Source organism: Paraburkholderia pallida (genome assembly GCF_004524855.1).
Taxonomy (GTDB): domain Bacteria; phylum Pseudomonadota; class Gammaproteobacteria; order Burkholderiales; family Burkholderiaceae; genus Paraburkholderia; species Paraburkholderia oxyphila.
On record NZ_CP038150.1, the window covers coordinates 1,887,619 to 1,900,697 of the forward strand.

Sequence of the window (13,079 nt, forward strand, 5' to 3'; positions counted from 1 at the left end):
CTCAACCCGGTTCTCGGGTGGCCGCTTCAAGACTGAAAACGAACGACTCGTACGGCCGGCCGATGGCGTGCCGCAATCCCATCTCGCAGGTCCGGTTCGCGCAGACGTAGGCGTCGGCCTGAACCCCATCAAGATACGCCTTCTGGTCGCGCGTGGCCGAGACGACCAGTTCCGGATGCAGCAGCCCGCGGTCGCCGGCCGTGCCGCAACAGGTCGCGCCAACGGGGATGTCGACTTCGCGCGCCATGTGGCCCGCCACGCGCCTGAGCGTCCTGGTGAGCTTCAGATGCGACATCGCGCAGGTCGGGTGGATGACGATCTTCCCGAGCGGTGCGTGGACTTCTAGTTCAGGCAAAAGACCCGCGCACCATTCGATGGAATCGATGATCGCAAGCTGTTCGTATTGCGCCCGCATGTCGGGCGACAGCACTTCGTGCAGGCCGCTGAGCAGGCCGTGCGTGCACGACGCGGCGTCGACCACGATCGGCAGGTGCCCGGCGTCGCTCCACTTCCAGAGACGCTCGAACACCGTTTCGACCATGACTTGCCGCGCCGATGCGAACCCCTTCGAGCCGAACGGCGAGGCACAGCAGGTGCCGGCAATGTCTTCGGGGATCCACAGGTGCTTGCCCGCGCGCTTCGATACGGCGATGAGCGCTTCCTGGATCGACAGCGCGTCGTCGGACGCGTCGGGGTCGCGGCCGAACATGCGGTTCACGCACGCCGTGAAGTAGACGGCGTCGGCCTGCTCGCGGCGGGTTTCCGGTAGCGCACGCGCGGGCTTGGGCATGGGCCCGGGCACGGTGGGCACCACGTCGCTGCTGGCGATCAGGCGGGCCGTGCCGGCCACGCCGCGCACTGCGTTCCAGCCCAGCGCCTTGCCCATGTAGCGCGCGCCGCGCAGCGCGAGCTTGCTCGCGCGTTCGACACCCTCCCAGCGCTGCGCGACAAAAAGCGCCGCGCTTTCCGATGCCGCCGTTTGCGAGGCGTGACGGAACTCGCGCATCAGCTCGCCCGTATTGATCTCGATGGGGCAGGGCAGCGCGCAGGTGCCGTCGCCGGCACAGGTCTGAATGGCGTCGTACTGGTACTGCTCCTGAAGCTGCCGGAGCAGGGCCGAGCCTTCCGGCTGGCGGGCCATCTCGCGCCTCACGACGATGCGCTGGCGCGGCGTCATCGTGACATTGCGGCTCGGGCACACCGACTCGCAGAAACCGCACTCGATGCACAGGCTCGCATTGGCCGTGCTCTCGATGCCGGGCTGGGTCTTGAGTCCCTTGAGATGAATCTGCTTGTCGCGGGTGAGGATCACGTTCGGCGCGAGCACGCCGCGCGGGTCGGCCAGTTGCTTGACTCGCCACATCAGCCGGGTCGCGCGCTCGCCCCATTCCTGCTCGAGGAAGGGCGCCATGTTCAAGCCGGTGCCGTGCTCGGCCTTGAGCGACCCGTCGTAACGGTTGACGACGAGATCGACGAGTTCGTCCATGAACTGCGCGTACTGCGCGCGACCGGCTTCTTCATCGAGCCGCGCGGTCAAGGTGAAATGCAGATTGCCGTGCGCGGCGTGACCCGCCACGCCCGGGATGAAGCCATGCTTGCGCAGCAGCGCCTGCAAATCGCGCGCGGCGCTCGCGAGCTGGCTGGGCGGAAAGCAGACGTCCTCGACGATCAGCATCGAGCCTGGGGGCCGTTGCTTGCCCACGAGGCCCAGGAGTCCTTCGCGCACGAACCACGCGAGTTCGATCGCTTCCTCGCGGCTCGTGAATGACGGCGGCGTGATGACGCTGGCCGTCGCGCACAGTTCCACGACTTGCGCTTCCATGCGCTCGAGCGTGGCGGCGTCCTGCGTGCCCAGCTCCACCAGCAGGGCGGCCGCTTCGGGGGCGAGCGTGCGCCAGTACTCGGGCGTGCCGGGAAACGCCTCGGCGGCCGCGCGCAAGGCGGGCGCGACCATCAACTCCACGGCCTGCGCGCCCAGCGCCACGAGCGCCGGGACTTGCTCGATGGCGGCGTCGATCGAAGGAAACGCGAGCCACGCGACACTCGTGATGGGCGTGCTGGGAACCGTTTCGAACGTGACGTCGGCGATGAATCCCAGCGTGCCTTCCGATCCGATCAGCAGGCGTCTGAAGATTTCGAGCGGCGTGTCGCCGTCAAGAAAGGCGTCGAGCCTGAGTCCATGAGTATTCCGAATCGAATACTTTTTGCGGATGCGTTCGACGAACGCCTGATCGGCCGTGATTTCCGCTTTCAACTGCATCAGTCCGGCGGCGAGCTCGGGCTCGCACTGGGCGAATTGGCGTTCCGCGTCGGCGCTGGCCGTGTCGATTTGCGTGCCGGAGGGCAGCACGAAGCGCATCGCGCTCACTGTGTGATAGGCGTCCTGGCTCACGCGGCAGCGCATGCCGCCCGAATTGTTGCTCACGACGCCACCCAGCGTGCAGACGTTGGCGCTGGCGGGATCGGGGCCCAGCTTGCGGCCGAAGCACGAGAGATGCACATTCGCATGCGCGAGCAGGGTGCCCGCGCGCGCCTTGAGCCTCATGCCGCCCTTGTCGATCGAGACGATGCCGGCGAAGTGCTTGCGCACGTCGATCAGGATCTCATCGGACTGCGCCTGCCCGTTCAGGCTCGTGCCGCCCGCACGGAAGGTGGCGTGGCGCCCCGTCTCGCCGCAGAATTTGAGCAGCTTCGCGATGTCTCCGGCGTCGTGCGCTTCGACGATTACCTGAGGGATGAGCCGGTACGGGCTCGCGTCCGACGCATAGCGCACGAGATCGACCACCCGGTGCAGCACGCGCCCGGGTCCCAGCAGGTTTTCCAGCGCGGTTTTCAACGCGGCGGGCGTCCCGTTGAGCAGCGCTTCGGGTACGGCGTCGCTGGTGGCCGCGCCTTCGGGGCGGCCAATTCGGGTGGGGTCCACGGAGAACAGCTTTTTCATGTCGAGCCTGGGGTCTGATCGATTTGCCAATGGCGGCACACTCATGCATTGGGTGTGCAAGTCGAAGAAGTTACCGCCGGGCGGACTTGAGGACTGCAAGAAACCGAACAATTGCGGGCTGGTTGGGCGATGCGCGCCAGGGGGCTGGCCGGCGTCGGTCAATCGACAGACAGGGCTGGTTCGTCGACAATCAGGCCGACCGACTGGCTATAGCAGCCATTAGTTAGCCTTCAACCAGCGGGAACACCGGATAGCAACTGGAGGGAAATAAAGCATGTCAAATGAGGCGCGCACCACGATCATTGCCAGGAAAACGCCGGAATCGGCGGCCATGCAGGCAAATGTCAGCCGGGCGATGACGATCACCGCCACGCTCAACCGGTTGACATTCAACGATGCGGAAGAGGTCCGGACCGTGTTCAGCGATCTCATCGGCAAGAAGGTGGACGACAGCTTTTCATTGATCCCGCCGTTTTACACCACTGGCGGCGTCGATATCCGGGTTGGGCGCAATGTCTTCATCAATCAGAATTGCACGTTCTATGACCTTGGCGGGATCGACATTGCCGACGACGTGATGATCGGCCCGAACGTGAGCCTCATCACGTCCGGGCATCCCATTGCGCCTTCCCAGCGGCGCAATGGCGTAATCGCCAAGCCCATCGTGATCGGGAAAAACGTCTGGATCGCAGCGGGCGCGATCATTATCGGCGGTGTAACGGTAGGCGCGAACTCGGTTGTCGCGGCCGGGTCCGTCGTCACCAGGGACGTTCCGGCGAATACGCTTGTGGCGGGAAATCCCGCGAGGGTCATTCGTTCGATTGTAGATTGAGAGGATGCCTAAGTGGTGCGTGTGTTGTCGGTCGCGATCCTTGCCGGAAAAGTGCAGCAAGGATGAGGCCGGATTTCCCAATGCTCCGGCGCCTTCCAGGGGGCTCAAGTCCGAGTGCAGGCCGACACGATCAGCGAAGGCTGGCAGTAACGGCCAGCCTGCCAGGTGTCCGCGTCGCACGATTTGCTCAAGCGCGGCCAGGCGCGAAGGGGACTGTTGAGGCACGACCTCAAGCACGCAGACGAAGCGTCCTTCGTTCAGCGCCCGTTTCAATGAAGTCAAGACAGCTCGATACCGTGTCAATCAGAGGGGCGTCGTTGCCGCAGCCTCCTGGTGATAGTGCAGAGCAACGACTGCGATAATAGCCAGCAGCACGCGGGGCCGCATAGAAGAAGGACCGTTGCGCGGGCGCACAGCGGAGGTCAACGCTCAAACCGCGCAATGCGCGGCGATGTTGCAATATTGTCCTTTGAAATACAGCAATGGCTGCGTAGCAGCAGCTTCTTGCAGGTTTAACGCTTTCACTTCACCAATCACGATCAGGTGATCACCTGCCGCGTGTTCGGCGTAAATTTCGCAATCAAGCCAGTGAAGGCTGCCGGCAATGACCGGATTGCCCAGCGGCGATTCCTGCCATTCGACGCCGTGCCACTTGTCCGTGCCTCGCCGAGCGAACTGGTTGGAAATCCGGACTTGCTCGTCCGACAGGATATTGACTGCGAAACGACCTGCCCGGCGAATCTTGGGGTAACTGCCCGAACTGGACATTACGCTGAATGACACCAGCGGCGGGCTCATCGACACGCTATAAAACGACTGGCAAGTGAAGCCAACCGGTTCGCCATCAACGTGTGATGTGATCACCGTAATACCGGATGCGTAGTGCCCGAGCGCTTCACGAAAGCTCAATGGCTCGATAGCATTACTGGAAAGTGACATAGTCGGTACTGGATACTGGGTGCAGCTCGAAAGTGTTAAGGAAGGCCGGAAGTAGTCAGGTCATTCTGGCTGACCTCAGCCCAGCCTGCTTGCGTTTGCCGGCTTGATCAGAGTCGAAAACAGGTCTTTGCTTCATCTTGATGCCCGGGCAACCTGGGCGGCGTATGCCGTTGGATTCGCGGAGTTTGTCCAGGAAAATCCCTGAAATCCACACCGCCTTCAATCCGCCCGAGCACCACCTCCGTCTCTGGCTCAGCGTGAGTTCGAGAGCTCTCCGCGGACGATTTCCGCGCCCGCACTCAAGGCTTCCAGCTTGCCTTTCGCTATTGCACGAGACAACGGAGCCATGCCGCAGTTGGTGCAAGGATAGAGCTTGTCGGCATCGACAAACTGGAGTGCTTTTCGCAGGGTATTGGCGACTTCCTCGGGCGTTTCAATGGTGTTGCTGGCCACATCAATGGCGCCCACCATCACTTTCTTGCCGCGAATGAGCTCGATGAGATCCATCGGAACGTGAGAGTTGTGGCATTCCAGCGAGACCATGCCAATACTGGACTTTTGCAGCTTGGGGAAAGCCTCTTCATACTGCCGCCACTCCGACCCCAGCGTCTTCTTCCAGTCCGTATTGGCCTTGATGCCATAGCCATAGCAAATATGGACAGCCGTTTCGCACTTAAGCCCTTCGATGGCCCGTTCCAGCGTGGCAACGCCCCACTCATTCACCTCATCAAAGAATACATTGAATGCGGGTTCATCGAACTGAATAATGTCGACCCCGGCAGCTTCCAGCTCCCTGGCTTCCTGATTCAGGATTTTGGCGAATTCCCAGGCCAGTTTTTCGCGGCTTTTATAGTGATCGTCATAGAGCGTATCGATCATCGTCATCGGGCCGGGCAGCGCCCATTTGATGGGTTGCTTCGTTTGCTGACGCAAGAACTTGGCGTCTTCGACAAAGACCGGCTTTTGGCGAGCAACGGCACCCACCACCGTCGGTACGCTTGCATCGTAGCGATCACGAATTCTGACGGTCTTGCGGGTCTCGAAATCGACGCCGTCCAGGTGCTCGATAAACGTGGTCACAAAATGCTGGCGCGTTTGTTCGCCATCACTGACGATGTCGATACCCGCGTGTTGTTGTTGTTGCAGCGACAAACGCAAAGCATCCTGTTTGCCCTCGACCAACTCCTCATCTTGCAACCTCCAGGGGGACCAAAGTGTCTCGGGTTGTGCAAGCCAGGAGGGTTTAGGCAAGCTACCAGCAGTTGACGTGGGCAACAATTTTTTCACAGTATATGACCTTGCGTTTTTGATAAATCAGAGAGCGTAGTTAGCCGACCACTGCTCAAGAACAGCGTGGTAGGGTTTGATAAAGTGCTCTTCAGCAAATTTTCCCTGCTCAATAGCCAGGCGGCTACGTTCCTCTCGATCATAAACAATTCGAGTTAACGAAAAATCCTGGTGCTTCAAACTGGGTTGATAAGATTCCCCTGCCGCAGAATTCGCATTGTAAATCTCTGGCCGGTAGATCTTCTGGAATGTATCCATCGTGCTGATCGTGCCGATAAGCTCAAGATTGCTGTAATCAGCGATCAAATCGCCAGCAAAATAAAAAGCCAAAGGGGCGACACTATTCGGGGGCATGAAATAGCGAACCTTCAAACCCATTTTTTTGAAATATTCGTCAGTTAGAGAATATTCGTCTTGCAGGTATTCAACGCCCAATACAGGATGCTGATTCGCCGTCCGATGATAGGTCTTGCTACTCGAGACACTCAGACAGATAACAGGCTGCTTTTTGAAGTTAGATCGGTAAGCGCTTGAATTCACAAAACACTTGAACAGCTTCCCATGCAAAGATCCAAAATCATCTGGCGTGCTGAACCCGGGCTGATTCTTGTTGTGCTCCAGCAATAGAACACTGAAGTCATAATCCCGCACGTACGAGGAGAAATTATTTCCGACAATACCCTCAATGCGTTCACCCGTTTTTCGATCAACAATATTCGTTTTCAATATTTCAATCAAAGGCAGAGCATTGGCACTGCTTTCACCATCAACATTCATTTCAACGGAAATGATTTCATGCTTGACGGTATAACGATCGCCTTTAGGGTTATCCCAATGCGCCAGGGCATTGAAACGATTGTCGATCATCCTGAAGGTGTTGCGCAAGTTCTCCTGGCGGCTCGTTCCTCTCGCCAGGTTAGCAAAATTGGTTGTTATGCGCGTATTATCTGAAGGGTGATAGTCTTCATCGAAACAAATGCTTTTGATAGCAAATGAAAAATTTTTACTCATTTTGATCTACCGCCCTAATTTCAGAGATGAATCTGCACCTATTTCCTGCTTTTCACAATTTTTCTGATTTGCTACTCAGCAGTCTTCATAGTGTCGATATTTGCAACGAATTTTATGCGGATCCATCGATGAAAAAAAGTGAATTGATTTCATGGAACCATTAGAATGTTTCATGGTGCGGGAGCGCCTGTCTCACATAGCCGGCGCTGCTGCGCTAGCGCGGCAAACCAACGGGCGAAATCTGCTTAAGCGCGGGTATGTCGTTTCCGGTCGGAGCGTGCCACTGGGCTTGCGCACGTCCGCGCTCGCCGCTGAAATGCTGGGCGTTGCGTCAGAACTGGCGCCGAAGTCCGTTTGAAGTCACCCACACTCGACTCACAAAATCGCTGAGCAGCGATCGATGCATGGCCAGCACCGCTTGCGCAACATCGTCCGATGACGGTCCGGTATCGGTGTCAGTCGAGGTAGTCGTACATCTGCCCGCGCGTTACAGCAGCGTAATGCTTCGTTCGTTACTGCGCCCGTGGAAGCACCGCTTCGCGGATGAGCGAGAAGAGCGCCGCGTCCGCATCTGCCGCCGCGGACTGGACCTGGCCGTATTGCGGCGAATCGGGCCATGTATCCGCAAGCTCGCCATGTGTCCGCAAACTTGCGGCCCACGCATCGACGATGCCAGACATCGTCTTCGGGTCACGCGCGAGGAGGTGTGAGACGACGATGCGCCCGACCTCTTCGTAAAGCGGCCAGCATTCTTCGTCATCCGACTCGAGCACACTCATGAGCCGGTCGAGTTCGTCCCTGTCGCCTGTCGTCATTTCACTGCTCTTTGGAGAAGCCATTGCAAATACACCGTTGAGGCACGTGGGCTGTCTTTACGAGCACATACGCATGAAAACAGCCCGGCCGATGTTAACGATGGTCAGCCATACACCAGCGTGGTCTTCGGCGCCCAGCGCCTTGAGTTCATCGCGCGACGACTCGCCTTTCCAGTAGCGCTCAAGACCGAACTTCAGTTCGCGTTTAGCGCCGATGCGCGGCAAGCCGAGGTTGTGCGTGGTGACCCTATCCGCTGCCATCCCTATGTGCATTGCTGAAATCCATCCAGAGCGGAAGCGATCATAGAGCTATTCTTCGATGAAGAAAAATGGCATTATTTCATCTGTTCATTAGATTTTCTCATCGAATTACGGGGAACCCTGCGTCATGCTCGAACGCGTTCATTTAGTCATCGTGCGTGAAGTCGCCCGCCAGGGCTCGCTCACCGCGGCCGCGGCGTCGCTTTTTCTGACGCAGTCAGCGCTCAGTCACACGGTCAAGAAGATCGAGCAGCAACTCGGCACGCCGATATGGGATCGCGAGGGCCGCAGCCTGCGTCTCACTCAGGCGGGCCAGTATCTGCTATCCCTCGCGGAGCGCCTTTTGCCCCAGTTCGAGCTGGCCGAAGAGCGCATGAAGCAATACGCGGCGGGCGAGCGCGGCACGCTGCGCATCGGCATGGAGTGTGCGCCGTGTTATCAATGGCTGCTCAAGGTCGTGTCGCCGTATCTCACGCGTTGGCCGGACGTCGATGTCGACGTGAAGCAGCGCTTCCAGTTCGGCGGCATTGGCGCGCTGATTGGCTACGATATCGACGTGCTGGTCACGCCCGATCCCCTCAATCGTCCGGGCCTGCGCTTCGAGCCGGTGTTCGACTACGAGCAGGTGCTGGTGGTCGCCGAAGCGCACCGGCTTGCCAAAGTGCGTTACGTGAAGCCGGAGCAGCTTGTCGAGGAAACGCTCATTACGTATCCGGTGGACACCGACCGGCTCGATATCTACAACCAGTTTCTACGCCCGGCGAACGTGGTGCCGCGCCAACACAAGACCATCGAAACGACCGACATCATGATGCAGATGGTCGCCAGCAACCGCGGAGTGGCTGCGCTGCCGAAGTGGCTGGCCGAGGAATACGCCGACCGCATGCCGCTCGTCAGCGTGAAGCTCGGCAAGGAAGGCATCGCCAAGCAGATTTTTCTCGGCACGCGCGAGGCTGATGGTGCGATCGACTATCTGGCTTCGTTCGTCGACTCCGCGCGGCAATCAAACTGGCAGGCGGCACGCCCACGGCGTTGAGCAGATGCGGTTGAGTCGCTGGATCGCCGCCTGTGCGAATCAATGCCTGAGCTGATTGGCCTCGAAAAACGACGCGCGCGTTCAAAAGCACAGCGTTGCCAGTCAGCGTCCTGCGCGCGAGCCTCGGCCAGTGCATGATCCGGTGATTCGGGCGACGTGTTCGCGAGTCGCCCCTGTGGGGACGCACTCATCATCCAGGCCTTCGCGATGGCATGTAGGCCCCGCCCACGATGGCGACAAAGCCAATCATTCTCAACGCGGATCAGGCTACTGAGGGCGGGGATCAGTCATCATCGGCAATGCGAAATCTCGCCAGTTGGATGTCCCGACTGCATCGGAAGTCGCCTTGCATGGTTGAGATCCCGCGCGACGCCGAGCGTCCTTAAGCCATATTCACGCTGCAGACGGGCCCGCCGACCGGATGGCAATACGCCGGTGATGGACAGCCAGCGCTGCCTCGCCGCCGCTCGTGGCGTGAAAGAGTCCAAGCTGCTCGAACTCCGCTTCCTGCAGCGGCGTGATGGCGAGATCCGAGTAAGCGTAACGATCCGGTGCCTTCATGACTTTCCTGAGCGTCGCCTCTGTCCTGAGGTAGAAGCGCAGGTATCTCGTCATCTTGAGCGCGGTCTCACCCCAGTAGCGCGGATAGAAGCGAAGCGGCGATTCGACCGGTAGCCCCCAACGGCGGTCACGGCGGTGTTTCATCCGCAGGGCGCCCCCTTCGAGCGGATGCACACCCTCGTGCTCGATCATCAGTCTGAACCAGGCGATCGTGCGCATGATCGTCTTCGGTCGGCCGTTCGGGATCTGCGCTGCCCGCTTGACGATCGTGCGGATGTGCTCGTACGAGTAGAACGCGCTCCAGGCGCACCGATACGCTTCTTCCCATTCAGCGTCCGACATTTTCGGGTGGTGCGTGACGCGATGGTTGGTGTCGTATTTGTTGATGTCCGGGTCCATCCATTCAGCGTTCCTTACCATCGTCTGATGGTCCTCGGAGCCCGGAAGCGGGGTGAGCATGAAGAACTCGAGAATGTCGATGGGCAATTCACGCTTGATGATCTCGATGTCGCGCAGGATCGATTCTTTCGTGTCCGCCGGGAATCCGATGATATAGCCCGCGTAGGTAATCGCGCCGTGAGCGCGCCACATCTGCAGCATGGCGCGGTATTCGGTGATCTTGTTCTGGCGCTTCTTCGCCGCGATCAGATTCTCGGGATTGATATTCTCGAGCCCGATGAACACGCGGCGCACACCGGCGCGCGTGGCCTTCTCAATGAAGCCTGGAATCTTGTGACAGAGCGTGTCGACCTGAATCGTGAAGCCGCAGTGAATGTTGTGCTTTTCCCGAAGCTCGATGACGCGGTCAAGAAGGATCTCCCAGTCGTGGTTGCGGGCGAAATTGTCGTCCGTGACGAAGAACCGGTCGATGCCCTGCGTGGCGTTCTCGCGGATGATTTTCTCGAGATCGTCAGGAGTGCGAAAGCGACTCTTGTGCCCCTGCACATTGATGATGGTACAAAACGAGCACTGATACGGGCAACCACGGCCGAGGTCGACCGAGGTATAGGTACCTGCCGTGCGTTCGATATGCTTGCGCGGCAAGAAGGGCTGGGGAGCGCCTTCGAGCGAGGGCAACGCGTCCATGAAGTTATACAGGGGCTTCATTGCACCATTCCACGCGTCGAGAAGGACTTCATCGAAACGCCGTTCCTCGGCCTCCCCAGCGAAGAGCGCCACCCCCATTGCTTGCGCTTCCTTAAGCTCGGCGGGCAGCTCGGGCAGCATGGAGATGCAGCCAGAAACGTGGAAGCCACCGATCGCAACCGGCAAGCCTGCGGCGCGGAACTGGCGGGCGAGGTCGAGTGCGCGCGGGTACTGGTTCGACTGGACGCCGACCAGACCAATCATCGCTCTCCCGCCCTTGGCCTTCAGGTCACGAATGATGCGCTCCGGCCACACCCGCTGGTTGGTTTCGTCGCATGTGTCGATCTCGAACTGGACGCCAGGGCCCAGCAGCTTTCGCTTTCGCGCGTCTTCAGCGAGCGCATACATACATGCGAGCGTATTGGAAGGCATGACCGAGCGGAGCCACTGGATCGGATAGCCGTCGTCGTCGTAATGGGTTGGTTTGATGAGGACGAGAGAGAATCGGGAGCTGCCAGGAATCGAGTACATCGTGTCCATTGTGTCCATGGTGTGCTCTGTAGCCCTGTCTGGAAGTCACAAAACCGTAAAGGTCGTCCGTCTTCAGAAAACTGGAGAGGGATCGTGAACTGGCAAGCAGTACAACAACCCGCATCCTACCCGCCTGGCCCCGTGCTGTGTTGACAAATCAGTTGGCACCTGATTGCATCAGCGCGGGATCGGTCGAGTGCAGGAGCGAGAATGGGCAAGCCTTCCAGAACAGCGTTATTCTCCGCAGTCCGTATCTGGGACTCGGCAACTGTCGCCGCATTATTGGATGCGGCGCCGGAACTCGTCGCGGCAAGCGACCCAAATGGAAAAACGGCCCTGCATTGGGCGTGCTCGGTGAAGCCTGGCAGCAGCCCTCAACTGGTCGAGCCGAATGGCATCAAGACCGTCAAAGTCTTGCTCGACGCCGGTGCGGATCTCGAACAGGCCGTGCCGATGGATGAGGACGAAGGCGATTTTCGCGCCACGCCGCTATGGTATGCGGTTGCCCGTGGCGAGAATTTTCCCCTTATCGAGTGCCTTCTGAAGCGTGGCGCCAACGCCAGCTATTCGCTTTGGGCGGCCGTATGGCGTGACGACGAGCGCGTATGCCGAGCACTGTTGAAATCCGGACCCGAGCTGAATCTCAAGGCCCATGGCGAGACGCCGATTTTTTACGCAGCGAGGCTCAAGCGGCTCGCCACGCTGGCCCTGTTGATCGACGCCGGAGCAGATCCGTCGATTCCCGATGCAACAGGTCGCGACAGTGTGGCGATCGCTCGGGAACGCAAGCTGCCGAAGGAGATCATCGAACAGATGGTTGCGCTACAGCGGCGCAAGTCAGGCGGCCGTGCGTGAGTGAGAAATGGCGACGGGCGGGGCCGGAAGCGGGCCGCTCACGCCATGACCGAGCCGGACGGGCTGTGCCGCTCAGTCGTTCGAAGCGCCAAAGCAGCGGCCGCACGAACGCGCCTGGCCCAGTCGCAGGCGCCCGGCACTGACGGTCGCCTCTGCGCCGCATTCGCATCGGCAAACCCACAAGCCGTTGCCGGCGTACCGCTCCGTCGTCAACTGGCCGAACACCTCGCCGCCGCGCAGCGCAGTCGAGCCCGGTCGCGAGCGCCATACCCGACGCTGCTCGAGGCAGCCGCAATCGCGCGTCTGGCCGCGCTCGACCGCATCCAGCCTGGCGCTCACATAGCCGCCGCATTTGCACCTCCAGAGCCACACCTCGGCGCCGCAGTACTGAAGCGCGACGAGATCGCCGAACCTGCGGCCGGCGACATCGCGGCTCGGCGGGAACGGCCATGGAGGCGGCAAGGGGGGAGGGATACGCGGGTTCACGACAGGTAAATGGGATTCGGCACTCTGCATTCAAGCATAACCGCTTTCGATTCACGGCTCGCGGCCGGGCACAAAGTGGGGATGGAACGTCCTTGTAAGGTCAATGTGGGGTCGCATCGTTGCAGGACGCGCGTGGGCATTATGGCACCTCGCGCATCGGGCGCCGTGCCGACGGCGCGTGACGGGCGTTACCCGCGTTCGCGCAGCGGTTCGAGCAAGCCCTTCAGGCCGTTATGGTCCATCTCGTGCATCAGCGCGAGCAGGCGGCCGAGTTCGCCCCGCGGAAACCCCTCGCGCGCAAACCAGTTGAGGTAATTGCCGGGCAGGTCGGCGATGAGTCGGCCTTTGTATTTGCCGAAGGGCATGGTGACGCTGACAAGGCGTTCAAGGTCTTGAGCTTGCATCGGCATATTATGCAGGGCTTTGCACACCCGCGCG

At 59.9% G+C, this 13,079-nt stretch carries 11 protein-coding genes and 1 pseudogene; 3 read left to right on the top strand and 9 right to left on the bottom strand.

Annotated elements, in window-relative coordinates; all coding sequences use genetic code 11:
- Window position 1: 1 nt before the first annotated feature.
- Window positions 2-2,941, bottom strand: a complete 2,940-nt coding sequence (locus E1956_RS34870) for an FAD-binding and (Fe-S)-binding domain-containing protein (RefSeq protein ID WP_134757753.1) — start codon at window positions 2,939-2,941, stop codon at window positions 2-4.
- 274 nt (window positions 2,942-3,215) lie between these two features.
- On the opposite strand from E1956_RS34870, the gene E1956_RS34875 reads away from it, so the two are divergent.
- Window positions 3,216-3,773 (top strand): DapH/DapD/GlmU-related protein, encoded by a 558-nt coding sequence (locus tag E1956_RS34875; RefSeq protein ID WP_134757755.1) that lies wholly within the window; start codon window positions 3,216-3,218, stop codon window positions 3,771-3,773.
- A 429-nt stretch (window positions 3,774-4,202) separates the two neighbouring features.
- Here the strand turns inward: E1956_RS34875 and E1956_RS34885 are convergent, their stop codons facing one another.
- The 5 genes and pseudogenes from E1956_RS34885 to E1956_RS34905 all read right to left on the bottom strand — a co-directional run.
- Window positions 4,203-4,712, bottom strand: coding sequence for a flavin reductase family protein (locus E1956_RS34885; protein ID WP_134757757.1), 510 nt, complete (start codon window positions 4,710-4,712; stop codon window positions 4,203-4,205).
- Between the two features lie 252 nt (window positions 4,713-4,964).
- Window positions 4,965-5,999 carry a methionine synthase gene (locus E1956_RS34890; protein WP_134757759.1) on the bottom strand — a complete coding sequence of 345 codons (1,035 nt, stop codon included), beginning with the start codon at window positions 5,997-5,999 and terminating at the stop codon, window positions 4,965-4,967.
- 27 nt (window positions 6,000-6,026) lie between these two features.
- Complete coding sequence (locus tag E1956_RS34895; protein WP_134757761.1) at window positions 6,027-7,010, bottom strand: DUF1852 domain-containing protein; 984 nt, start codon at window positions 7,008-7,010, stop codon at window positions 6,027-6,029.
- A gap of 512 nt (window positions 7,011-7,522) precedes the next feature.
- Window positions 7,523-7,825 (bottom strand): hypothetical protein, encoded by a 303-nt coding sequence (locus E1956_RS34900; protein ID WP_134757763.1) that lies wholly within the window; start codon window positions 7,823-7,825, stop codon window positions 7,523-7,525.
- 108 nt (window positions 7,826-7,933) lie between these two features.
- Window positions 7,934-8,086: pseudogene (locus tag E1956_RS34905) on the bottom strand (hypothetical protein); the annotation flags it as partial.
- A 127-nt stretch (window positions 8,087-8,213) separates the two neighbouring features.
- Here E1956_RS34905 and E1956_RS34910 point away from each other — a divergent pair.
- Window positions 8,214-9,122: a LysR family transcriptional regulator gene (locus E1956_RS34910; RefSeq protein ID WP_134757765.1), complete on the top strand. Its 909-nt coding sequence runs from the start codon at window positions 8,214-8,216 to the stop codon at window positions 9,120-9,122.
- A gap of 393 nt (window positions 9,123-9,515) precedes the next feature.
- On the opposite strand, the gene E1956_RS34915 is transcribed toward E1956_RS34910, so the two are convergent.
- Complete coding sequence (locus E1956_RS34915; RefSeq protein WP_197732946.1) at window positions 9,516-11,318, bottom strand: B12-binding domain-containing radical SAM protein; 1,803 nt, start codon at window positions 11,316-11,318, stop codon at window positions 9,516-9,518.
- Window positions 11,319-11,510: 192 nt separating this feature from the next.
- Here E1956_RS34915 and E1956_RS34920 point away from each other — a divergent pair, with 192 nt between their 5' ends.
- Window positions 11,511-12,155 carry an ankyrin repeat domain-containing protein gene (locus E1956_RS34920; RefSeq protein ID WP_134757767.1) on the top strand — a complete coding sequence of 215 codons (645 nt, stop codon included), beginning with the start codon at window positions 11,511-11,513 and terminating at the stop codon, window positions 12,153-12,155.
- Between the two features lie 72 nt (window positions 12,156-12,227).
- On the opposite strand, the gene E1956_RS34925 is transcribed toward E1956_RS34920, so the two are convergent.
- Together E1956_RS34925 and E1956_RS34930 are read right to left on the bottom strand one after the other, a co-directional pair.
- Window positions 12,228-12,494 carry a hypothetical protein gene (locus tag E1956_RS34925; RefSeq protein ID WP_134757769.1) on the bottom strand — a complete coding sequence of 89 codons (267 nt, stop codon included), beginning with the start codon at window positions 12,492-12,494 and terminating at the stop codon, window positions 12,228-12,230.
- Window positions 12,495-12,829: 335 nt separating this feature from the next.
- Window positions 12,830-13,045 (bottom strand): DUF3820 family protein, encoded by a 216-nt coding sequence (locus E1956_RS34930; RefSeq protein ID WP_028217322.1) that lies wholly within the window; start codon window positions 13,043-13,045, stop codon window positions 12,830-12,832.
- Between the last annotated feature and the right edge of the window lie 34 nt (window positions 13,046-13,079).

Coding starts and splice junctions, on each gene's coding strand:
- E1956_RS34870 (WP_134757753.1), bottom strand. CDS start 2,941: ATGAAAAAGCTGTTCTCCGTGGACCCCACCCGAATTGGCCGCCCCGAA.
- E1956_RS34875 (WP_134757755.1), top strand. CDS start 3,216: ATGTCAAATGAGGCGCGCACCACGATCATTGCCAGGAAAACGCCGGAA.
- E1956_RS34885 (WP_134757757.1), bottom strand. CDS start 4,712: ATGTCACTTTCCAGTAATGCTATCGAGCCATTGAGCTTTCGTGAAGCG.
- E1956_RS34895 (WP_134757761.1), bottom strand. CDS start 7,010: ATGAGTAAAAATTTTTCATTTGCTATCAAAAGCATTTGTTTCGATGAA.
- E1956_RS34900 (WP_134757763.1), bottom strand. CDS start 7,825: ATGACGACAGGCGACAGGGACGAACTCGACCGGCTCATGAGTGTGCTC.
- E1956_RS34910 (WP_134757765.1), top strand. CDS start 8,214: ATGCTCGAACGCGTTCATTTAGTCATCGTGCGTGAAGTCGCCCGCCAG.
- E1956_RS34915 (WP_197732946.1), bottom strand. CDS start 11,318: ATGGACACAATGGACACGATGTACTCGATTCCTGGCAGCTCCCGATTC.
- E1956_RS34920 (WP_134757767.1), top strand. CDS start 11,511: ATGGGCAAGCCTTCCAGAACAGCGTTATTCTCCGCAGTCCGTATCTGG.
- E1956_RS34930 (WP_028217322.1), bottom strand. CDS start 13,045: ATGCAAGCTCAAGACCTTGAACGCCTTGTCAGCGTCACCATGCCCTTC.